This is a genomic window from Bombilactobacillus sp. ESL1094 (assembly GCF_058107425.1).
Genome location: NZ_JBYLUM010000001.1, coordinates 1,231,187 through 1,255,918, shown reverse-complemented (window position 1 = coordinate 1,255,918; position 24,732 = coordinate 1,231,187). Strand labels below are relative to the sequence as shown.

The following is a 24,732-nucleotide window of genomic DNA, read 5'->3' as shown; positions in this document are numbered from 1 at the left end:
CTTAACTAAACGATTGTCAAGAATTAAAAAAGTTGGGACAATCAGCTTAATAAAAAGTCCGCAGACCCGTTATTAATACCTGATGATCCCAACTTTACCTACTAAGAGATTAAGCTTTTTTCCTGACTACCTTGCTTTTCATTAAAGCCCAATAAATTATAGCACTCACTAACATGGCAATAAATGTTGCGCCAACACTGTCATTAATGATTGCCCAGCGCCGCAAAACAAAATACAAAATCACTCCTACAATCCAAGTTCCAAAAGCATTGATATTGATACCGTGATGATACCAATAACGACCGTTGGGCCGATCAAAGTCATCAATTTGATATTGCCGGTGATTTAAAATGAAATAATCAACCAAGAAAATTGCAATTTCGGGTCCTAAGAACATACCCACTCCATCTAAAAAGAGTTCAAAAGTTTCTAAGAAAGTTGTCACATAAGCCGGAATAAATGTTACTACTGTCGCAACTAAGGTCACAATCCACAGTGCAACCTTTAATTTTAATTTTGGGAAAATATTCGTAGCCGCTGAACCAGCGGCCATCAAGTTCACCGCATTCGCCGTCGTACTAGTCAGCATGATCACAATTAAGGCCAATGCACCCAAGCCCAATTTGGTAGCAATCGTACTTGGATCGGAGTTATTGGGATCAAATTTATTCAGACTAATCGCGGTCGCAATGGTCGCAACAATGCCCATTAAAGCAAACCAAACTAAACCCAAGTTGGCGCCAATAAATGACCACCAAGTGGCGCCCGATCTTTTCTTGGCAAAGCGACTAAAGTCCGCAGCGGCGGTGACCCAAGCCAAGTTAAAGGCAGCAATCGTATCAATCGCTACACCATTAGCTAAATGTAATTTAACCGGTGGTTGCCAAGATAAAATTTGGCTCAAGGGCACCATTCTTAAAACAATAATTGATTCCCAAAGAACAAAAATGGTGACCAAAATAATGCCAATGCGTTCAATCCATTTAACTGACTTTTCGCCTAACGAAATACTACCTAAATGTAGTAAGGACATAATCAGAATGCCAGCAAATAAGCCCCACCGATTTAACGTTTGATTGTGCGAGGACCAACCAAAAATTTCCCGCAAAATATAACTTACAGACACTGCCGCAATGTAAGTATTAACCGCAGCCCAACCGATAAACTGAACAATATTAATCAATGACGGTAGAATCGACCCCTTAACTCCAAAGGAACCGCGCATTAACGTCATCGTGTTTAAGCGACTTTGATATCCGGCTAATGAAACCAAAGCCAATAACAAATAGGAAATAATCCCCACAATAATGAGTAACGTTGACGAAGTCAAAAAACCACAAGCGGCAATGACCCCGCCTACATACCAAGTACCGTTATTGGCGTTTGCCCCAATCCAAGTGGCAAACATATCCCAATTAGACATATTTTGTTCAGAACTGCTGATGACGTTTTGCTGTTTAAATCCCAATTTTAAATTCTCCTTTGTCATTTTAGGTACAAAAAAAGCTCGCAAGTTCAAACCTCCGAGCAGAACTGAAACCGTGCTCCTTTCTTAATCTCACAGGATTAGGTTAAAAGGACTAAACTTATGACCTAGGTTACTGATTTAAAATGTAAAAGTCAATGGATTTTTCAAAAAGATTTTAGTTAACTGCTGAAATTTGCTATGATAGTAAGGCTTAGTTTTCAACCTCAATTACAAATCATCTCAAAGTTCAAACGTTCTGGAAAAACTGAAGCTATTGATCAATCAACTTTTCACCATTTGAAATAGTATTAAGGAGAAATTGCTTTCATGGAAAATAAAGCAAAAAAAATTAACGGTTTTACCTTAACAACGCTGGTTGTCACTACTGCGATTGGTTCGGGAATCTTTGCCTTAAGTAGTGATTTAGCCAAAGCGGCCGCCCCCGGTCCAGCATTAATTGCTTGGTTAATTATTAGCGGTGGTATTTTATTATTAGCTATGACTCTCAACGATCTCTTACAAAAGCGGCCCGATTTACAGGGAATCTTTAGTTATGGTCAATCTGGCTTTGGCAATTTTTGGGGGTTTATCAGTGGTTGGGGCTATTGGATGTCCGGTTGGCTTGGTAATGTAGCTTTTTCAACCGTTTTTATGAGTACCTTGGGCTATTTTTTTCCCATTTTTCAAAAGGCCAACGGTTGGCCAGCAATTTTAGTAGCCAGCCTGTGTTCATGGTTACTGACGTTATTAGTGAATCAAGGCGTGGAAAATGCTGCCTTGATTAATTCCTTAATTACCCTGTGTAAACTCATCCCTATTTTCGCCTTTATTGTGGCATGTTTACTCGTTTTTAATACCCATGTCTTTAGTTCTCAGTTTTGGGGTAATCTGCACAACAATTTGGTCTGGAGTAGTGTTGCTCCCCAGGTTAAAAGCTGTTTTATGATTATGATGTGGTTGTTTGTCGGTATTGAAGGCGCGACCGTATTGTCTTCACGCGCTAAGAGTCAAAAAACTGCTGGTAAAGCAACAATTATTGGTGTTAGCTGTTTGTTGCTGATTTATATTCTAGCCTCTATCTTACCTTATGGTTACTTTAGTCGAGCTCAATTAATTCATGCGCAGCAACCGGTGATGGCTTACTTATTTCAAAAAATTGTGGGCCCTTGGGGTGGAACTTTCATTAGTATTGGTCTTTTAATTTCCATTTTTGGCGCCTGGATTTCGTGGACCATGTTGCCGGCTGAAACTCTCAGCACCATGGCACAGCATCATCTCTTGCCCCAAATTTTAGGTAAAAAGAATCGGCATCAAGCACCGACTTTAGCGTTAATTGTCACCGGCTTAATGGTACAAATCTTTTTATTAACCCTGCTCTTTACTGACCAAGCTTACGAATTAGCTTATAGTTTAAGTACCGCGGCAGTAATTGTTTGTTACATCATAGTCGCCGCTTTTGAAATTAAGTTTTCATGGCAACAAAAAAATTGGCGGACCTGCTGTTTGGGCTTAGGAACCATCAGTTTTGAAATTATCGGGATTACTTTATCCGGACTACAATATTTACTAGTCTGCACCATTATTTATTTGCCCGGAATTTATTTATACTATCATGTTAACCATCACGAATTAAATACTTCCTTATCTCCGAGCGAACGCGTAGGCACCACCAGTTTAGCTATCATTGGTTTACTGGCATTAGTCTTGGTGAGTTTTCACCGATTAATTTTGTAATTAATTAGACAAAAATAGGCTATGGCATCTGCAGTTAGTTTTAACAAGTAGTTGAACTTTGATTCACTTCTTATTAATCCGACTACACAATGCTTTAGCCTATTTTTCATTAAATTTAATATTGGCGGATCCCTTGTTGATAGACCTGCTTGTCTTTTTGGGCAACAGCTTGAATATCAGCTAAGGGATTTTGCTTCAAAACGAGAAAGTCCGCATATTTACCAACTTCCAAAGTTCCATACTCTGCGTCAATCTTCAACAATTGGGCCGCGGATTGACCAGCTGCCTGCAATGCTTGAAAATTCGTGGCACCGACTTGCGTCATTAATTGAAATTCTACTGGGACATCCGTAAAATCATTAAATGGCGTTCCTGAGTCGGTTCCAAAAGAAATCTTCACACCAGCTTTGATAGCTTTACCGATATTAGCAAAATAATCATCTAAAAAAGCACTCGCTTTATCAAGCATATATTGGGGCAACTTGCCTTGACCATAGGTTGGAATCGTATAACCAGCAATCAAGGTTGGCGTTAAGAAAGTTCCCTTTTCTAACATTAACTCAATGTCTTCATCACTCACATAAGAACCATGTTCCACGGAATCAACTCCCGCAACAATCGCGTTATGGATGCCTTGACGTCCCTCGGCATGGGCTGCGACAGTCATGTGTTTAGAATGGGCTTCTTCAACCGCAGTTTGAATTTCTGCCAAACTCAACTCTGTATCATCAATTTGATCCGTCGGTGACATTACCCCACCGGTCGCCATCACTTTAATATTTTTAGCACCATGTTTAAACGCAGTGCGCACAGCTTTACGCATTTCATCTTGCGAATCAGTTAAATAACCCCAGTTCTTTTCACCATAAGTTCCTTCTTGAAAATCTCCGTGACCACCAGTCATCGACATTGGTCGTCCTGATGGGCAAATCTTCGGGCCCTTAATCTGATAGACGCCAGCTTGTGCAATTTTATTTAATTTAATATCAACATCAAAGACACAACCACAATCACGAATATAAGTGACACCTGTTCTTAACAATGCTTGTAGATTCTGCAAAGCTGCCACAGTTGCATCCGTTTCATTGACGAATGAGATATCGCCGTCATTTGGATCCATCATAATATGGGTATGCACATCAATAATTCCCGGCATTACATATTGACCCGCTAAATCAACCGTTTGTTGAGATTGAGGTGCCTTACCCGTTCCAGTTTGTGTAATCTTACCTTGGTCATTCACTTCAAACCAGGCATTCGCCAATACTTCATCTTTAGTACCCACAAACAAGTTACAATTTTTATAGACTGTTGTCATTAAAGAGCCCTCTTCTGGATTAAAATATAATTAAAATTTTATATATGGTAATTTACCACGTTATCCACACAAAGTCACGCCTTCTTCATTAATCTATGATTATTTTTTAGTTAAGAAAATAAGCTTAATTTATGTTCACTAATTTTAAAAATTAAATATATGGTACCTTTATTAGACATGGTTTTAAAGCTAGCCCGATAATGGCCTTTGCTTGTTCTCTAACTGCCTTATTCGGTTTTCCTGCTGATTATATTTTAACTACTGAAATTTGTAGTCAATTAGCTACCAATCCTAAGGAAGAAGCAGTTTTAAGTGACCAAATGCTCCCCAAAATGTTAGTGGGTGGTTTTGCCACTGTTTCGGTGGCTTCAGTCATTATCGCTTCTGTGTTCTTAAAGATGTTATAACTACAATTCACAATTAAAAAGTTAAAAAATACTTCATAACAGTTGATTAAATTTCCAACTAGCTATGAAGCATTTTTCAGTTAATCTTTATTAATAATCTTTTTAACTATTCATCCCTTTCATCTTTTCGCTTCTTACTTGCTAAACCAAAGAAGCTTAATAGTGTTCCTAATAATCCGAATCCCAACAATGATGCGGTGTGATCTTGTTGTTGATCATCAGACATCTGTGGTAATTTATTTTGAGCAGCAGACTGTGCTTTCTTTAAATTCTGTCCGGATAATGCATTCGGATCAAATTGTAGATTATGCGCTGCAGGTTGGTTGCCAGTTATCGTTCCATTAGGATTAGTTGCCGCAGAATTTGGAGTTTGTCCATTACCATTGGCACCTGTAGTGTTATTACCTGGAGTATTTCCAGTTGAATCATTACCTGAAGCAGTCTTTTGATAGTTAGCAACCACAATCACATCCGGATCGTTAGTATCAGCCACTGCACTGGCAACAACTTGAGTATCTGGAACATAACCTTGCTTACTTAAATCTGGCACTACTTGTGTAGCAAAGTTTTGCGTGCGATTGATTTTGGCAAATGCTGCAGTTAAATCTTGGGTATCAACTTGACCATCACCATCAGTATCGTAACCTAACAATTGACCGGTTGTTTTATTGACCACAGCAGCAATTTGATAAACAACTTGCTGCATCGTTGGTGAGCTCAAAGTATTACCATATTGATCTTGATACTTAATAATTCTCGTAACTGTCTTTTGCAGATCTTCTTGCGCAGTTCCTGTCGGCCAAACAACGCTTGGATTATTGCTGTCAATTGATTGACCTGGTTTAACATTATCGCTTGGTTTAACAACAATAATGTCATTGCTATTATTATCAGAATTATTGTCACTTGGCTGGTTATTATCAGGTACAGTTGGCGTAGTTCCACCACCATTATTATCAGCTTTATAAGTGACGGTCACGGTGCCAGCTTGTGTGCTTGCCGCTACGGTAGCTTGATCTGGTGTATAACCTGAAACTGTTGGTGAAGTTACTACAGCAAATGGATCTTGAGTAATGGCAGCAGCAATCGCAGCTGTCTTATCCTTGGTATCAGCTGTACCATTACCATCAGTATCGTAGCCTAAGAAACTACCATCTGCTTTATTCACAATTGCCGTTAACTGATAAGTCTTATTTTGGGTAATAGGAGTAGCTGCTTGAGTACCGTCACTCTTGACATAATTAATGATTCTTGTAGTTTCACCCGTTAAATTATTTGCCCAAGCTTCTTGTGGCATCTTCAGTGTAGTGCTATCACCGACTGGTGTTTGTGCATTGGCATTGTCAGAAGCCGTTACTGGAATCGTACCAGTTTCTTCGGGTGGAGTAACTGAACCGCCATCGTTAGTGTAAAGAACAATAACATCACTAGGATCACTAGTTGCAGCCACAACTTGTTGATTTGGAGTATAACCTGAAACTGGTGTCGATGTTATTGCAGCAAATGGGGTCTTTGCCAAAGCTGTTTTGATTGCCACATTCTTATTAGTGGTATCAGTTGACCCATTACCATCAGTATCATAGCCCTTAATTTGACCCGTTGCTTTATCAACAATTGCCGTTAAACTATAAGCTTGGCTTTCTTGCTGAGCAGCTGGAGCAGTAGTTCCATCACTCATGACATAACTAATAGTCTTTGTTGCAGTACCGTGCATAGTTACAGCAGTAGTTCCTGTTGCTGGGGTGGTGCCCGGCTTTGTATAAACAACAACTATATCATTAGGGTCATTACTTGCGGCAACTGTAGTTTGACTTGGATCATAACCAGAAACACTTGGCGAATCTATCGCATCAAACGGTACCATAAATAAAGCAATTTTGATAGCTTCATCTTTATCAGTCGTATCAGCTGAGCCGTCACCGTTGGTATCATAACCCAACAATTGACCCGCTTTATCAACAATCGCGGTTAAACTATAATCTTTCGTTTGTAATTGTGAATCCGGAGCTAAACTACCATCATTCATGACATAATAAACAGATCTGGTGGCCGTACCGTTAATTTTGACTGAAGTCGTATCCGTTACTGGCGGTGTAGTTCCGCCACCATTATCAGCAGCAGTGTAAGTTACCGTCACTGTTCCGGCTTGCGTGCCTGCTGCCACTGTAGCTTGATCTGGTGTATAACCTGAAACTGTTGGTGAAGTTACTGCAGCAAATTGATCTTGAGTAATGGCAGCAGCAATCGCTGTTGTCTTATCTTTCGTATCAGCCACTCCATCACCAGTTGTATCATAACCTAAGAAAGTCCCGTCAGCTTTATTCACAATTGCTGTTAACTGATAAGTCTTACTTTGAGTAACAGGAGTAGCTACTTGAGAACCATCACTCTTGACATAATTGATCGTTCTCGTGGTTTCACCTGTTAAGTTACTTGCCCATGCTTCTTGTGGCATCTTCAATGTAGTGCTATCACCTACTGGTGTTTGATCATTGGCATTATCAGCAGCTGTCACTGGAATCGTATCATTTTCTTCAGGTGGAGTTGTACCATCAGCAGTGTAAGTTACCGTCACTGTTCCGGCTTGCGTGCCTGCTGCCACTGTAGCTTGATCTGGTGTATAACCTGAAACTGTTGGTGAAGTTACTGCAGCAAATTGATCTTGAGTAATGGCAGCAGCAATCGCTGTTGTCTTATCTTTCGTATCAGCCACTCCATCACCAGTTGTATCATAACCTAAGAAAGTCCCGTCAGCTTTATTCACAATTGCTGTTAACTGATAAGTCTTACTTTGAGTAACAGGAGTAGCTACTTGAGAACCATCACTCTTGACATAATTGATCGTTCTCGTGGTTTCACCTGTTAAGTTACTTGCCCATGCTTCTTGTGGCATTTTCAACGTAGTGCTATCACCGACTGGGGTATTACCATTAGCGTTATCACCAGCAGTTACTGGGATTGTACCAGTTGCCATGTTATCAGGCGTATAAGTGACGGTCACTGTTAAAGTATTCTGATTAGCAGCAGCGTCACCGGCAGCATTTTTATCAGCATTACCATTTAAGACCGGTGCAACATTTTCAATCACTGCTTTATCAGGTTTATAGCCAGTAACGGTTGGCGAAGTTACAGAAGTAAAAGTCTTATCTCCAAATGATTGCCGAATAGCATCTTGCTGGTTCGTCGTATCAACTTTGTCATCAGTATTAGTATCGTAACCAATAAATTTTCCCGTGACAGCATTGACAATCGCCGTCAAATGATAAGGAATTTCCTGAGAACTTTCCGCAGCAATCTCCGTACCATCAGCTTTAACATACTTAATTACCAATTTGGCAGAACCAGTCAAATTTTCCTTCCAAGCAGCCGCTGGTGTTAGTAAGTTACTGCCGGTTTGCAATGGCGTATTTTTATCATGATTATCGCTATCTTTAATCGTAACAGTTGCTTGCGGTGTATAGGTGACTGTTACGGTTTCAGCATTCAAATTAGCATTTTCTGAAGCAACAGTTGCTTGATCAGGTGTATAATTAGCAATTTCTGGCGATTGAGCTGCATAGAAAGTTCGACCACTAATTGCCGCTTTAATAGCCTCATTTTTAGCATCAGTAGCATTAGCCGCAATATCAACGTTACCATCACCGTTGGTATCATAGCCCAAGAAAGCTCCGGTAAAGTCCACGATAGCCGTCAAACTATACGGTACCACTTGGACTACTGAGGTTGCTGCAGAACTACCATCAGCCATGACATAATTGATCGTCCGTGTTACATTACCCGTTAAATTATCCTTCGTCGCTTCTATTGGCGTAGTTGCTTTACTACCAGGTTCCACTGGTTGATCAACCGTATGAGCTGCCCCGCCAGAAATTGGTAGCGTCCGATTCTTAGTGTAAGTAACCGTCTCTTCTTGAGGAACATGAGTTACTGGGCTAGCAGCTACAATTGGTGTATCTGCTGAATAGCCTAATTGTGTTGGTGAGGTTACCGCTGCAAACTCACTCTTGTTTTTTGTTAAATATTCATCAATCGCATAATCTTTATCTTGCGTATCAGCTTGTCCATCACCAGTTGTATCGTAACCCATGAAGGCACCAGTGGAATCCACAACTGCTGTTAAATAGTAAGGAACTGTCTGGACGTTATCGTCAGCTACAGGTGAACCATCTTTATCTACATAATGAATCGTTTGATTAACCATTCCATTTAATGCTGCTGGTTTAGCTTCGTCTGGCAGAGTAATCGTTGTTCCTTCATGATCAATGGTCGTAGCATCGTCTGCTAAATCTGCACCCTTAACCGGAATCAAATCATTCGCAGTGTAATAAACTTTAATATCCTTCGTATCACGGCTCGCAGCTACTTCTTTCGTACTTGGAGTATAACCAGTTACGGTTGGAGACGGTTGGTCATAAAAGGTCCGATCTTTTAACGCAGCCGCAATCGCTGTGTCTCTATCCTGAGTATCTGCCATTTTATCACCCGTGGTATCATAGCCAAGGAATTTGCCGGTAGTGGCATCCACAACACCAGTTAATTGATAATTAACCGATTGTGGAACTATGACTGTTGTATTATCATCTGAAGGATGATTAGGAACGCCTACACTACCATCAGGTTCAACTTGAGAATTTAAGCTAGACTGTATTTCATCCAAAGCATTATCGCTATTCGGGACGACATAAATAATATTCCGAGATACTGTACCATTTAAGTTAGCCCCTGTAGCTTCTTCTGGAACCTTATACTGACTACCAGGTTCAATTAAATCATCAGTAGTTTGATCACCACCAGTAATGGCAATCGTACGATTCTTTGCATATTTGACGGTTACGGTCAAATTATCCATATTTGCGTCAGTAGCAGCGACAGTTGCTTGATCAGGTGTATAACCTGCAACCGTTGGTGTTGGTTGAGCATAAAATGAACGCTGGTTTTGATTAATATAGGAAGTGACAGCAGCTTTTTTATCTTTAGTTTCGGCGGTACTACCATCGCCATCGGTATCATAGCCAACAAAAGCACCAGTATTCGCATTTACCACGGCTGTTAAATGATAATCCACCAACTGCGGCACTGAAACGACCGTATTACCATCATCATCAGTTAATATTAGATATGGCACACCGACACTACCATCAGGTTCTTCTTGCTTACCTAAAGCCTCCTTGATCTCACTCAAAGCAGCTGGATCATCAGCTGGTACTACATAATTGATTGTCCGTTGCACATTACCCGTTAAGTTAATTTTCCAAGCTTCTTCGGGCATCTTCACCGAACTGTCAGTTTCTACTGGTGTATCACCCTTCGCATTAGCAGAATCCTTCACTGGGATAAAGCGATTTTTCGTATAGTTAACTGTTACAGTTTGATCGCTACTATCATAAGGAATTGCTACAGCTGCTACAGTGCCCACATCGGGAGTTCCATAATCTTGAGCACTTAAGTTCGGCGAAACAACAGCTGCTGCCGTTAATGATTGTGGATAGTTCTGATTGATAGCTGTCTGCTTATCAGTGGTTAAAGAACCATCTGGTAAAACGTAACCATCAAAGTGAATGCCGGTAACTTTGCCGTTAGTCTTCTCTTCGGTAAATTGTGCAATCACCTGGTAATCAATAATTTGCGTGACTGGCTTAGAGACTTGAGCTCCTGTATCTTTATCAACATAATTAATCGTGCGCGTAATTTTCTTTCTTAAATTGCTTGCCATGGCTTCTTGCGGCCATTGAGGACTATCAGAGTCATCTTGATCAACAAGATAACCTGGTTGTAAATCCATCGCAGCGTTTGCTTGAATTGTATCTTCACTCAAAACTGGTAATTTAGAATAATAAACTGTCACATCTTTAGTCCCAGGCACAGCCGAACTAGCAGTTACAAATGGCTGATCCGGAGTGGAATAACCTGACACACTAGGAGACTCTTGTTGTTGGAAGTTTTTAGCGACTTTTGTCACCGCTGCGTCTTTCGCGTCAGCAATAGAAGCAAAATCACTTAACAAGACGTCAGCTTTGCCATCGTTATCGGTATCATAACCTAAGAATTGATCATTATTTCCTTTATCAATGACCCCCGTTAATTGGTAATCAGCCTGTTGGACAACATCCGGACTAATCGGAATCCCCGGTTTAGCTTGATCTTGATAATGAATGGTACGATGAACGGTATCTACTAAATCATCAGCTTTTACTGTATCGGGTAAATCATCGCCGGTCGTCACCATTGCTAAACCAGTATCGGGAAGCTTAGATTGAACATAATAAACATCAACATCATATGGTTCATCTTCTTGGCGCGCAATGGCTTGTTCTACCACCGCTTGACTAGGCGCATTATACCCATCAACATTCGGTGAAGTTACTGCCGCAAAGCTCTTAGCATTAGGATTCGTTGTCGAGCCTGCTGCCCCAATGGTCTGCAATGCTTGGGTTTTATCTTTCGTATCCGCTTGGCCATCACCATTAGTATCGTAGCCTAAAAAAGTTCCATCATCACTCACAACTGCTGAGAGATAATAATTAACAGTTTGCGTCACAGTAGGCGCAATTGATTGATTAGTTGCACCATTTAAATAATTAATCGTCCGCGTAATTGGGACAACTAAGTTGGATTTATAAGCTTCTGCGGGGGCCGCAACACTAGTTCCTGGTAAATTACTACCTTCTACTAAATTATCTTGATCAGTAATGACTTGTTGGCCGGATTGTGCTACGGGTTTATAAACATAAGTAACCGTCTTACCACTCGTACTACTGTCTAAAGTTCCGGTTTTTGGCAGTCCCGTGGAATCTACAGCTACGTATTGATAACCCGCAATCTCTGGCGGTTCTTGGGCAGTATAAGTCTTACCATCTGCACTGATCGTAACTGTTTGAGAAACTGTTCCTTTGCCAATAGGATTACCGTTCAGATCAACATAATTCAAATTAACAAATTGGGCAGGTTTGAATTTAAATTGATCAATTTGGAATTCTTGTAAGTTCGTATTCCAACCTGTCGAAGCCGCCATCATTAAGGATACTGAACGATACATATCGGTATCTGGAATGTCTTTCGTCCAAACCATGGTGACACCATTAGTAGTCTTGAACGTAATTTTTAATTCACGAGTGCTAGCGGTATAAGTTACCGTAAAATCATGTAGCGAATTATTTAAATTATTATCGGCCAAACCTTGAACAGACTTTTGGTCAACAGTAGCCCACCAACGTGGATAATCTTTACCATCAGTTCCTTTGACATTTTTAAAAGAAGTCGTGACAAAGGCACCATAAGCGTAATAACCATTTGGCTGATCAGCATCCCAACCAAACTCATTATCAGAATTACTTGGATCGGGGGCTTGATAATCTTCATTTGGATAAGTATCTAGCTTAAAGCCAAAAGCATTTTGTAAACCACCAATCCCGAGGTTACCACCAAAGGCTCCAATATCATCGGTATTACCAGTATGAATGGCAAAGCTGACACCATCAGCACCACCATAATAACTGGGCTTATCGCCCAAACGAACTTTGCCACTTAACGAAAAGTCATTACTTAAATCAATCTTTTTCTTTAAGCTAAAACTGCCGACATGAGAACGATCATCTGGTGTAAAAGTAAACAAACCGGTACTTGGATCGTAGGAACCACTACCACTGTAATCAAAATAGTCTAAGAAATTATCTTTGGTAACGGTGGCAATCCCATTCTGGTCAATCCCCGAATCTCGTAAAACATCTTGATAGGAAACTTGTTGGGGTGCTGTTGCAGTAGTGCTACGTAATAAAGAATTAGTGGCGTTCGACTGTACAGCCGTTGAACTTGCTGGAGTAGTAGTTACTGGCTCATGAATAGCAGTTTGATTATTAGTTGTAGAATTAGTAGTTGACTGAACTGTATTATTCGACTGAACTGCTGTTGCTGCCGGAATTTGATTAGTAGTTGTTGTATTTGAATTAACTGTCGCAGCAGATTCAGCAATAGGAGTGGCAGATGCTGGCGTTTGCGCCACTGGAGCAGGCTTTTCTTGCTCGGTTGGCACCGATGGTGTAACAGATGAAGTAGAACTATCAGAATTGCTGCTAGCCAGTACTTGATCGACGCTTTTGGCATCATCACCACTTACGGTTGCCGCTTGCGTTGTCATATTATTTAAATTAGCGCCAAACAAGAAAATAGTTGACGTCGTAATTGCTGCAAACACCCAGTGCTTCTTAGCTTTGTACATTTTATAATGAACTTTTTGGTCTTGCGTATATTTTGTATATTTCGACATCATCCAGCCTCCATTATGTCTATTGTTCAAAAAATAAGAACATTCTTAATACGCATTCATAATATAGCGTTTCCACCCAAAATAAAATTAAAACGCTTGTGAACAAAAAGCCAACTTGATCTTTTTTAGACCAAGTTGGCTAATAATACAGTATTAATTTTTTAAATCTTATTTTTAAACATTCAAAACTTTATCTAAAAAGTCCTGCAAACGTTGATTTTGTGGATGCTCAAAAATTTGTTGGGGTTCGCCTTGTTCCTGAATCTTACCCGAATCCACAAAGACTACCCGATCGGCAACTTCTTTGGCAAAACCCATTTCGTGCGTCACCACAATCATGGTCATTCCTCTTTTGGCTAAATCTTTCATAACTGCCAAAACGTCCCCAACCATTTCCGGATCTAGTGCTGAGGTTGGTTCATCAAATAACATGACATTCGGATCCATCGCCAAAGCGCGGGCAATCGCCACTCGCTGTTGTTGCCCACCTGACAAAGACTGCACAGTCGCATCAAATTTATCGGACAAACCGACCGTTTCTAACAATTGTTGGGCACTCTTTTGCGCTTGTTCTTTGGTTTGCTTTTTTAATTCGACTGGCGCCAACATAATGTTCTGGCCCACAGTTAAGTTATGAAACAAGTTAAAATGCTGAAAAACCATTCCAATATTTTCCCGCACTTGATTCATATTCGTCTTGGGATCAGCAATATTAATACCATCAACTAAAACACTACCTGAAGTTGGTTCTTCTAACTTATTAAGTGTCCGTAAAAGCGTACTCTTACCAGAACCAGAAGGACCAATGATGACCACAACTTCATTATCTTGAACCGTTAAGTCAATTCCTTTTAACACTTCATTAGTGCCGTAGGTTTTAACTAAATTTTTCACTTCGACTTTGGTACTCATCCTTGTGTCCTCCTTTGCACCCAATTAGATAACCAAGTTAATAGAGTAATTACAACGACGTAAATAATCGCAATAATGGTCCAAACTTTAAAGCCTTCTAAGTTTCTAGCAATAATAATTTTTCCGGTTTGGGTTAATTCCAAAATTCCAATAATAGATAAAATGGACGTATCTTTTAACGTAATAATAAACTGATTAATAAATGACGGAATCATAATCTTAATTCCTTGCGGCAAAATAACTTTACGCATTGCTTTACCAAATGGCAAACCTAAACTACGAGCCGCTTCCATCTGTCCCACATCAACTGCTTCAATTCCGCCTTTAACAAAAGCGGCAATATACGCGCCTTCGTTTAAGGTTAACGTAATCGTTCCAGCTAAAAAGGCGGGAATTTTTTGGCCAGTTAAGCTAGGAATTCCAGTATAGATAAATAATGCCAAGACTAATAGCGGCATGCCCCGGAACAGATAAATCACTGTACTAGAAATCCAATGACAGAATTTCATTGGCACAACACCTAATAAACCGATAATGACGCCAAAGATTGTTGCAAAAATAATGGCAACTACGGTTAACCACATGGTTTCAACAAAACCGGACCACAGCGCACCTTTATTTTGTTTCAACAAACCGATAAAGCTCCGATCTTCATGATCAGCTCCTGCTTTAGCAACGCCTTTATCTGCCTTACCACCAAGATATTTAGCTTTAATATCATCATAGGTACCACTAGCCTTAATATTGGTTAGGCCTTGATTGAAAGCTTTCAGTAATTCTTGATTTTGGCCTTTTTTAACAGCAAAACCATACGGTGCTTTTAATGCCGGCTTGGTAACAATTTTCAGATTAGTGCCTTTTTTAATCGCATATTGCATGACTGGCTGATCTTCAAAACAAGCCGCCGAATTACCAGTTAACACATCTTGGTACATGTTATTGGAATCATCAAACGTGACTGTCTTAAAACCATATTTGTGTTTAATACTATTAGCGTATTGCGCACCAGCCGTCCCTGTCTTAACTGCTACTTTTTTACCACGTAACTGGCTCAAACTAGTTACTCGACCCTTATCCGAAGTAGCCATGACGACCCCAGAATGATAATACGGATCGGAAAAATCTAATTTGGCTTGACGTTCTGGTGTAATTGACATGCCGGCCATGACCCCGTCAATTTGGCCAGATTCAACGGCTTGCACAGCAGCATTAAAGCCCAGCGGTTTGATCTTTACCTTAAAGCCTTGATCCTTAGCAATCTTCTTGACAACATCAATATCAATACCGACGTATTGATTATTTTTATTGGCAAATTCAAACGGTGGAAAAGTCACATCAGTCCCAATGGTAAAAGTCTGACCTTTAACTGCGGAGTGCGTCTTACCGCCCAAATACTTGGCCACAATTTTGTCATAGGTTCCATTAGCCTTAATCTTTTTAAAGCCGGCATTAAACTGCCGGAGCAATTCCTGATGCGTACCCTTTTTCACACCGAAACCGTACCAACCACCTTGTGCTGGTTTGGTAACAATTTTTAATTTCATACCTTGATTAATCGCATATTGCATCACTGGTTGATCTTCAAAACAGGCCACCGAATTGCCCGTTACAACGTCTTGGTACATGTTGTTAGAATCATCAAACGTGACTGTTTTAAAACCGTAACGCTTCTTCAGCTTCGTGGCGTATTGAGCAGCCGCTGTTCCTGTTTTAATCGCTACTCGTTTACCTTTTAACTGTTTAAAATCTTTGATGGAGCTATCTTTGCCAACAGCCATGACAACCCCAGTTTTAAAATAGGGGGTTCCAAAATCAAACTTGGCCTGTCGTTCCGGAGTAATTGTCATTCCGGCCATGACACCATCCAACTGTCCTGCTTGTGCGGACTGCACAGCAGAATTAAAACCAACTTGTTTGGTATTGACTTTAAAGCCCTCTTCTTTAGCGACGGCATTAATAATATCAATGTCAATGCCGATATATTTATTTTGATCGTTTGCAAATTCAAACGGCGGATAAGTAACGTCGGTTCCAATTTGGTAGGTCTTAGCCTGGACATGATGACTAGTAAGACTAAAGCATGTCCAGAAGCTAAATATCAACACTAACCAACTACTTAGTGTTTTTAAATGACTTTTCATCAATATCACTCCATTTATTAAATAAATTTAAACCCTCCATTAATTCCTAAAGACTCAGTGGTAACTACTTCAACATCTCCTTTGCTAAATTATTCTAAATTAAAGTTTAATGATACACCATTAACGCTTCTTCAGCATAATAAATATTAAGTCATAATTTTACTCTAAAATAATTAAGTTGTCATTTATTTACCCGCAAATCCGCTCAAGAATAGGCAAACGCGCCGAGCTAGTCTAGACCAATTAACCCCATTCTTGAAAAAATTGCACTTTTGAGTTTAACTCGCCCGTCGCCAATCAGAATCCATCAAGACTCGCGCTAAGATTAAACCTAGTGGTAAAAAGATGACAATCATCATCGCATTCAATAGCCATTGAGAACCTTGTGAAATCGCACCGACGCCTAAATAATACATTGCTCGATACATATACAAACCCGGAACCATAATCACAATAGCAGGCACGGTTAAACTAATCCGCGGATAATGAAACTTTTTATGGATAATTGATGCTAATAAACCGGCCACTAAGGCCCCAACAAAAGCGGCCGCAGCGGGCGGCAATGTGGTTAAATCAACTAATTCTAAGCGTAAAGTATTGGCAATGGCGCCATTAAAAGCGGCCAGAGTCGCCATTTTTTTGGAACTGTTAAACATCACAGAAAAACCAAACACTCCACAAAAACTGGCCGGAAACCGAAGCACTGCTAACAACCACGGATTCAACCCTAAGGGCACAAAATTATCGGGCCGTAAGTCACTGGCTAAGGCGACCATCCAGCCGACTAAGGTCGCGACCATGATAATCGTGACAGCATGGACAAAGCGTTCAATGCCCGAGCGCATATCCAATTTAGCAATATCTAAACCACTGGTAATAAACGGAAATCCCGGAATAGCGAATAACATCGAACCAATGTAACCCGCTTCATGTGCCACATTGATATGCAAACTAAATTCTAAGGTTCTGGAAATGACTAAATAAGTTAAACAAGCCACCGCTACCCCTGCTGCTAGACCTGCAAAGAGTGTTAAATGCTTACTATTCATTAACGACCGGACATAATTACCTAAACCAGCCCCGACAAAAGTACAAAACATTTCGACTGGACCACCGCCCAACAAAAAGACGAAGGCACTACAAGCTACTGCCGCGGCTAGCCCCAATATCAAAGGAGAATAATTTTTGGGTCGCTGTTGAATTTTATCCAGTAAATGATGAATTTTGCCAACACTTAAAAAAGCGCCTTCTTCTTCAAAAAGCGCTACAAAATTTTCCATGGCTGCTAATTTAGTCGTATCTACCCCACTGCTAGCTAGCGATAAAGCTTCTGTCACACTGCGGTACTCATCTTGCCCATCAAAACAACTGTACGAAATCGAAACCAAACCAATATCCGCTGAACACGTCACTTTTAAAATTCGCGCAATCGTATTCATTGAGTCGCGCACACGCCACGCTCCCGTACCGGAAGCTAACATAATCATGCCCACTCGTCCAATAATCGTAGCTTTTTCCATCAAGGAAGCATTGACTGCAGTTTGCTTTAAATGCTGTGCCACAACTCGGGACCAGGGAATATCCATATGATTTTTCGCAGCTAAATGAAAATGGGGTTGTAATTTTTTATCATTAGGCACTAAATTCGCCAACCTTTTTTGTACAATTTAAAATTTAATCAACTGCTTTTCATTATAGCATACCTATTTTCAGTAAAATGCTTCTACCAGTCGTGAGACTTTTAAGTAGCAAAATTGATCAACCATTAAGCTTTTAATTTAAGCTAATTCTACAATCCAATTATGCTGCTGATCAGTTTCGTTTAACAATTCTGGATGCTCTACCAAAGCTTGGTTAAACTGAACAACTCGGCCAGCGCAGGGCGTATGCAATTCCGTCACTGCTTTATCACTCTCCACTGATAGTAAGAAATCGCCGACGTTTAATTCGCTAACTTGCGGCAAATCAACAAACCCGACACTTCCCACTTCCTCTTGTCCTTTAGGCGCCAAACCAACGCGTGTATGCCCATTAGTTAGCTTTTGCTGCCAAAAATAATCCGCTTCTTCATTATCCATTTGCTTGCCTCCATCATCTTTATTAAACATATTTTAATTATACTGCTCTTTTTAAACTACGCATCCCAAACTTCATGCGCCACGTCTTGAAGCAGCTGAATTTTAGCCCATTGTTGTTGTTCGGTTAAAATATTTCCTTCCTCAGTTGAAGCAAAACCACATTGAGGACTCAAAGCCAAGTTTTCTAATGGATGATACTGACTAGCCACCTGCAGCCGTTGAATTAATTGGGCTTTGTCTTCTAATTGCCCCGACTTGCTCGTCACTAAGCCCAAAACCACGCGCGTATCTGCTGGAATAGCTTGAATTACTTCTAAACTGCCAGCTCGCTTTGTATCATATTCTAAATAAAAACTTTGAACCTGCTCTTTTTTAAATAAAACATCTGCCACGCTCTCATAACCCCCGGACACAAACCAAGTGGAATGATAATTACCACGACAAATATGCGTATTAATAGTTAACTCTGACGGAGCACAAGCAATCACTGCATTATTCAAATCGACAAATTGTTGCTTAATTTGGGCAATACGAGCTGGAGTTTGCGTTTGATGCAGCGTCCAGTCAATGATCTGCCCCCAAGAACAATCATCAAACTGAACTAACTGACAACCTGCTGCCGCTAAATCTGTTAAAACCTGTTGATAAGCAGTTGTAATAGCTTGCAATAATTTGTCCTCATGAGGATAAAACTGCCGCACACTATCCTGATTTTCTGGTCGACTTAACTCCGCTAATAATTGACTCGGTGCTGGAATGGTTTGCTTAACTAATAAATTATCCGGCGTGTGCGCCTGCGTAAATTTAAAGTGCTCCACAAACGGATGTTGTTCTCCACTAATCGGACCGTTCAGATTAACGGTCTCATTTCGAGTTTGTTCACCATGAAATTGGTAACCCGTTTGCGCTTGAGCCTTTTGTAAACCATTTAATCCCCAGAAAAAATCTAAGTGCCACCAACTGCGGCGAAACTCGCCATCCGTCACAACTTTTAAGCCCGAATTCGCCTCTTGCTTTAATAAGTCAATAATCGCTTGATTCTCAACTTGTTTTAAATCCTGGGCACTTATTTTGTGTTCAGTAAAAGCCTGGCGCGCCTGTTTTAAATTTGCTGGGCGCAAAAAACTACCGACGATATCATAATGTAATGCTGCTAATGGATTAACCTGTTGTTTCATAATTATCCTCCTTAGATTACTGCGAAATCGGCCTTGGCGAAAATCAAAAAAGCGTCCTACATGAATTCATGCAGGACGCACTTAGCGTGTTACCACCTTTTTTTAGCAGTATCTCACAATACTACTCTTAATCAGTACCTTTCATACTGAAACAAGTTATCAGTTGTTAACCGCAAGTTAAACTTGAGATTGCTCCCAGACCATCTTCAATATCCGTTTTAAATCACTTTTCAGCCACCGTGACTCTCTAAATTAGCGTGATATTTACTCATCTTTTCTCAGCAATTTTTAATTATTGCAACTTTAAAACAGCAACAACTTTTTGTCAACCTTTTTCTTAAAAAGCAGAAAACAAATTTCTGAGTAATGAAACTTAACACAACAACTATTGTGAAGTGCTATTTTTAATTCATTTGCCAAAAATTTTGTGCCAAAGCTTGATAAAATTGGCAGCCTAACAAATAATTTTGGACACTGACCCATTCATTAGCTTGGTGATCACTCACTCCTTCACCTGGACCACAAATGACAATCGGAAATTTACCAACTTGAATATATTCTGAAGCTTCAGTTGCTCCTTGACCCGCGATGATTTCGCCTGGCAAATGCAGTTGCTTTTGTAAAACAGACTGGGCTATAGTCACTAATTTACTTTGCGATTGATCCGGTAACGGTAACTCCGGATAACGATACTCAATGGTTAAATCGGCCCCTTGAGCATTTAATTGTTGAATTTGCTCATTTAAAAATTGATAAATTTGTTCATGAGTGTAAGCCGGCGTTGTCCGAATATTTCCCGTTAAACTTGCTTGTGCGGGGACGGAGTTAATCTGTTCACCGCCCTGGATTTGGCTCAGAACATGCGTCATTTTACCTAAAATAGGATCCGCTAGCTCAGCTTGTGCAAAATAGGCTTGCACTTTTTGGGCAAAGTCTATTAATGGCCAAATCGCATTTTTGCCCGCTGCTGGTGTCGAAGCATGAGCCGCCTTTCCCCGTGAAGTGACACAGTAATCAATGACGCCCTTATGCGTAACTTCCAGCTGCAAATTGGATGGCTCACCAATAACTAGTCCGGATAAATCATCGACTAAACCCAACTTGACTAATTGAGCTGCACCATATTCGCCCGTCTCTTCACCAACTGTGGCTAATAGTCGGACTCGTCCTGCCAACGGCTGTTTGGCCGCTAATAAATCAAGCATGGCCACAATCATTGCTGCTAAGCCGGATTTCATATCACTCGCACCGCGACCATAAACTTTATCATTACGAACAGTTCCTGCAAAAGGCGGCGTTTGCCAAGCATGAGCATCAGCTGCAACGACATCTTCATGACCACTAAAACCCAAAATCGGTCCGGTTTGTCCAATTGTAACTAATAAGTTATCGCGTCCCGGAGCAAAATTAACGCGTTGAATTGCTACTTGATCGGCATACGGCTGAAACAACTGTGCAATATAGTCGGCGACCTGGCTTTCGTTTTGATCAACGGTCTCGATTGCAATTAAATCAGTTAAAATTTTTAACGCTTGTTGTTGTTCCATAAAATAACCCCTAAGACTCTAAAATCTTATCTAAAAAGTCCTGTGCCCGCTGAGTTTGAGGATGTTGAAAGAATTGTGCTGGTGTAGCAGACTCTTGAATGCCACCATCGGCCATAAACCAAACCTGATCAGCAACGTTACGGGCAAAACCCATTTCGTGAGTAACGACAATCATCGTCATTCCTTTTTGAGCCAGATCCTGCATTACTTTCAAAACTTCGCCCACCATTTCGGGATCTAAGGCCGACGTAGGTTCGTCAAAAAGTAGCACTTGCGGATCCATCATTAAGGCCCGCGCAATGGCCACTCTTTGTTGTTGGCCCCCTGATAAATTAGCCGGATAGGCCGTTTGTTTATCACTCAAACCTACTTGTTCTAACAGTTCTTGTGCTTTCGCAGTCGCTGCCGTTTCTGAAATTTGCTTAACTTTCAGCGGTGCTAAGGTCAAGTTATCCAAAACTGTCATGTGAGGGAACAAATTGAATTGCTGAAAAACCATCCCCATTTGCTGACGCAACTGATCCAGCTGTTTATCCGCTAACTGTGTTAAGTCTTGATTTTTGAAAAGGACCGCCCCCGAAGTTGGTTGATCCAATAAATTTAAACATCTTAAAAAGGTACTTTTCCCGGCTCCTGAAGGTCCAATTAAACAAATTACTTGACCTTCGTGTACTTGTGAATCAATATTTTTGAGCACTGTATTGGTGCCAAATGCTTTTGTTAATTGTTTCGTTGCTAACAAAACTGGCTGTTGTTTAGTCGTTTCCATGGCCCATTTTCCTTTCAAAATATTTCATTAAACGCGACAAACTGAACGTAATGATAAAGTACAAAATCATGGTGATGACTAAAGGCATTACGCCACGATACGTATCCGCCTGCACTAAACGCGATTGATAGATTAAATCTTTAACTCCAATTACAGACACAATCGAACTTTCCTTAATCAAAGAAATAAATTCATTACCTAAAGCGGGCCAAATGTTTTTCATTGCTTGTGGAAAGACGACATACCGCATGGTTAAAACCCGTGACATTCCTAACGAACGGGCAGCTTCTCTTTGCCCAACATTAACCGAATTAATACCGGAACGAATCACTTCAGCCACATAAGCTGCCGAATTTAGCGAAACCGCAATAATTCCCGATAATAAAGCGGGAATATTAACAACCACACCTAAACCAAAATAAATAAACAGTAATTGCACCATCAACGGTGTGCCCCGCACAAATTCAATATAAGCTCCTGCTAACTTTTGCGCCCAAGAACTCTGACTTAACCGCATTAAACCTAAGATGATTCCTAATAAGAACCCAAAGAAGACCGAAATTGCGGAAATCATTAAGGTATAACCCACACCAGCAACAAAGAAATCTTTATAAGCCCACATGGAGTTAGCTTTTTGCTTGGCTTTCTTAGATTTATTATTGGTCATATATTTACCAACTTTGGGTAAATAGACTTTATTAATTAAATTATCCTTGTGAATCGTATCAATGGATTTATTGGCTGCTTGTACTAAAGAATTGGCCCCTTTAGGAAAAGCAATTGCAGAACCCGCTGACGAAATCTTAAAACCCGAAGGAATCCGAACCAAACCATTAGTATTTTTGACAAAGGCTTTAGCGGTTGCCGTATCAACTGCCACTGCGTCAATCTTATGTGTTTGCAACGCCAAAACTAAATCATTGTCTTTATCCATGCCTTTGAGTTTCGAAGCTTTAGCTTGTTGTTTAATCAATGAATACTGAATAGAACCTGTTTGTGCGCCAATAGTTTTGCCTGAAAATGATCGGTAATTATGATACCTATGTACATCAGCTTGCCGAATTAATAAATCTTGCCCTGTTTGATAATAATCCTTGCTAAAAGCCACACTCTTCGCCCGTTGTGGCGTGTTATTCATACCTGAAATGACCATATCAACCTTGCCAGTCTCTAAAGCCACCAACAACGAATCAAAATCCATCCGCTCAATAACTAATTTCACACCCAAGTCCGACGCAATTTTTTGACCGACTTCGACATCCATTCCGACAACTGTTGATTTGCCATGAATATTTTTAACGAATTCATATGGTGGAAAATCAGGACTAGTTCCCATCACTAGCTCTTTTTTAGCTTGCACTTTTTGCAAATAGTCATCTTGCACTTGACCATTTGTTCCCGCGGCTTGCGCTTGTGTGGTCGCCGTCAATCCTCCCCAAATGACCGTCAAAATTACAATTAATACTTGTAACCAAGACTTATGCTTGTTCATAAATAATACCTCCTTTATTTAATAACTCACATTATAAAATAATAAGCAAAAATTGCAAGATTTTAATTAAATTTAAAATCAAAAAAATAACTTTGAAACTATTGTTCCAAAGTTATCATTAGACCGCAGTAACAATCAATCACCTATTACATTTTTTAAACGTAATTAATTGATGAGAAAAGTCTCAATTACCTTGTCTCACCAACGTAGTGAAGATTGTCTCACCAACGTAGTGAAGATTATTACTATTCGGTTGATTAATTTCCAATATTTTAGCAATTTTAACGAATTGGCCGCGCAATCGTTAACGTATAATTACCTTGTAATAAACTCAAAAATGACGTAGCAAAGCCATCTTCATTAACACCCTTAGCAGTAGTGCGACCACCCATCTGAATCACTGGTGTCATGTTACTACCAGGTGTCACATTCTGCCACGGTCCTTCTAAGATCGCAGTATGTCCATTTTGTCCAAAGCCATCATTGGTATTAACAATAACAATATCCCCTGCTTGAGCTTGACTAGGATCAATCGCTTGTAAATATTGGTGAGCACCTTTAGCATCGTTTTCCATGGTTTGTGTGTACCAACCCATATTAGCCGGAACACGATAACCAGCTTTGGCTAAAGCTAGCCAAACAAAACCAGAACAATCAGTAACACCATTAGGATTGGGATTGGCCACGGAACCGATGTTACTAATACCATGAGTCGCGCCATAATTGAAGTAACCCAACATACTCTTAGCCGTCGTCACTACATCACCATTATTAACTGGCGTAGCAGTGGTAGCAGGAGTATTGGTCACACTAGTAGCATTAGTAACTGGTGTTGGGCTGACTGGTGTTGTCACGCCGGTATCCAAATTCTTAGTCACTACGTTAGTGGGCGTGACGTTTAAAGAACTATCTTGAGCGCGTAACCACTCGTTAGGTGCAACCTGATACATCAAAACATTTTGTAAGTTTTGACTTCCACCTTGAAAATAAGCAACTTTACCAACGCGCCATTGCGTATTGGCCGGTAGTTGTCGATTAGGGATTACTTGCCCTTGGTTATTATATAAATTAACCGTACTCGTTTGCGCATTAGTTGTGGCAATCTTGGCATTGTAAGTATCAGCTTTAGTCGGTGAAGTTTGAGTCGTTACCGCCGCTACACCAGCCGCCATCAAAGTACCAGCTGCTAAAACTTTATTTAATTGTTTCACCATAAATCATCCCTTATCTCCACTCAATTCCTGTTGTAATTTACTAATACTAATTTACAACGAATTGTGCCAAATGTGAAGCAAAATGTTTAAGAATTTCTTAAGATGCTACAAAGCAATTTGTCAATTTCCATCAGTGTTGCAATAGTCGCAATTATTTAAAAAATAAAATACGCGTAATTAAAAAATCACACGTACTTTGTTTAAGATTAAG

At 40.2% G+C, this 24,732-nt stretch carries 13 protein-coding genes and 2 pseudogenes; 2 read left to right on the top strand and 13 right to left on the bottom strand.

Features of this window, described 5'->3' with window-relative positions:
- Positions 1 to 109: 109 nt before the first annotated feature.
- The gene (locus AC3B5S_RS05950; protein ID WP_489769855.1) at positions 110 to 1,489 is read right to left on the bottom strand and encodes a cytosine permease; all 1,380 of its coding nucleotides are present in this window, start codon (positions 1,487 to 1,489) and stop codon (positions 110 to 112) included.
- 306 nt (positions 1,490 to 1,795) lie between these two features.
- Here AC3B5S_RS05950 and AC3B5S_RS05945 point away from each other — a divergent pair, with 306 nt between their 5' ends.
- Positions 1,796 to 3,202 carry a basic amino acid/polyamine antiporter gene (locus tag AC3B5S_RS05945; RefSeq protein ID WP_489775145.1) on the top strand — a complete coding sequence of 469 codons (1,407 nt, stop codon included), beginning with the start codon at positions 1,796 to 1,798 and terminating at the stop codon, positions 3,200 to 3,202.
- A 115-nt stretch (positions 3,203 to 3,317) separates the two neighbouring features.
- Here AC3B5S_RS05945 and AC3B5S_RS05940 read toward each other — a convergent pair whose 3' ends face one another.
- A complete protein-coding gene (locus tag AC3B5S_RS05940) occupies positions 3,318 to 4,520 on the bottom strand; it encodes a metal-dependent hydrolase family protein (protein WP_489790205.1) in 1,203 nt (400 codons plus the stop codon).
- Positions 4,521 to 4,675: 155 nt separating this feature from the next.
- Here AC3B5S_RS05940 and AC3B5S_RS05935 point away from each other — a divergent pair.
- Positions 4,676 to 4,927, top strand: a pseudogene (locus AC3B5S_RS05935) (hypothetical protein); the annotation flags it as partial.
- Between the two features lie 106 nt (positions 4,928 to 5,033).
- Here AC3B5S_RS05935 and AC3B5S_RS05930 read toward each other — a convergent pair.
- From AC3B5S_RS05930 to AC3B5S_RS05880, 11 genes and pseudogenes are all read right to left on the bottom strand, one after another.
- Positions 5,034 to 13,190 carry a mucin-binding protein gene (locus tag AC3B5S_RS05930; RefSeq protein WP_489790204.1) on the bottom strand — a complete coding sequence of 2,719 codons (8,157 nt, stop codon included), beginning with the start codon at positions 13,188 to 13,190 and terminating at the stop codon, positions 5,034 to 5,036.
- A 174-nt stretch (positions 13,191 to 13,364) separates the two neighbouring features.
- Positions 13,365 to 14,102, bottom strand: coding sequence for an amino acid ABC transporter ATP-binding protein (locus AC3B5S_RS05925; protein WP_489758143.1), 738 nt, complete (start codon positions 14,100 to 14,102; stop codon positions 13,365 to 13,367).
- The gene (locus AC3B5S_RS05920; protein WP_489775313.1) at positions 14,099 to 15,535 is read right to left on the bottom strand and encodes an amino acid ABC transporter substrate-binding protein/permease; all 1,437 of its coding nucleotides are present in this window, start codon (positions 15,533 to 15,535) and stop codon (positions 14,099 to 14,101) included. The genes AC3B5S_RS05925 and AC3B5S_RS05920 overlap by 4 nt, the downstream gene beginning before the upstream one ends.
- Positions 15,536 to 15,958: 423 nt before the next feature.
- Positions 15,959 to 16,243, bottom strand: a pseudogene (locus tag AC3B5S_RS05915) (transporter substrate-binding domain-containing protein); the annotation flags it as partial.
- A gap of 278 nt (positions 16,244 to 16,521) precedes the next feature.
- A complete protein-coding gene (locus AC3B5S_RS05910) occupies positions 16,522 to 17,883 on the bottom strand; it encodes a threonine/serine exporter family protein (protein ID WP_489758142.1) in 1,362 nt (453 codons plus the stop codon).
- Between the two features lie 138 nt (positions 17,884 to 18,021).
- Positions 18,022 to 18,321, bottom strand: coding sequence for a glycine cleavage system H family protein (locus AC3B5S_RS05905; protein ID WP_489758141.1), 300 nt, complete (start codon positions 18,319 to 18,321; stop codon positions 18,022 to 18,024).
- Between the two features lie 56 nt (positions 18,322 to 18,377).
- A complete protein-coding gene (locus tag AC3B5S_RS05900; RefSeq protein WP_489790203.1) occupies positions 18,378 to 19,499 on the bottom strand; it encodes a 5-methyltetrahydropteroyltriglutamate--homocysteine S-methyltransferase in 1,122 nt (373 codons plus the stop codon).
- A 404-nt stretch (positions 19,500 to 19,903) separates the two neighbouring features.
- Positions 19,904 to 21,046, bottom strand: coding sequence for an ArgE/DapE family deacylase (locus tag AC3B5S_RS05895; protein WP_489758139.1), 1,143 nt, complete (start codon positions 21,044 to 21,046; stop codon positions 19,904 to 19,906).
- A gap of 10 nt (positions 21,047 to 21,056) precedes the next feature.
- Positions 21,057 to 21,815: an amino acid ABC transporter ATP-binding protein gene (locus AC3B5S_RS05890; RefSeq protein WP_489790202.1), complete on the bottom strand. Its 759-nt coding sequence runs from the start codon at positions 21,813 to 21,815 to the stop codon at positions 21,057 to 21,059.
- Positions 21,802 to 23,307: an ABC transporter substrate-binding protein/permease gene (locus AC3B5S_RS05885; protein ID WP_489758137.1), complete on the bottom strand. Its 1,506-nt coding sequence runs from the start codon at positions 23,305 to 23,307 to the stop codon at positions 21,802 to 21,804. Before AC3B5S_RS05885 ends, AC3B5S_RS05890 begins: the two co-directional genes overlap by 14 nt.
- A gap of 281 nt (positions 23,308 to 23,588) precedes the next feature.
- Complete coding sequence (locus AC3B5S_RS05880) at positions 23,589 to 24,521, bottom strand: NlpC/P60 family protein (protein ID WP_489790201.1); 933 nt, start codon at positions 24,519 to 24,521, stop codon at positions 23,589 to 23,591.
- Between the last annotated feature and the right edge of the window lie 211 nt (positions 24,522 to 24,732).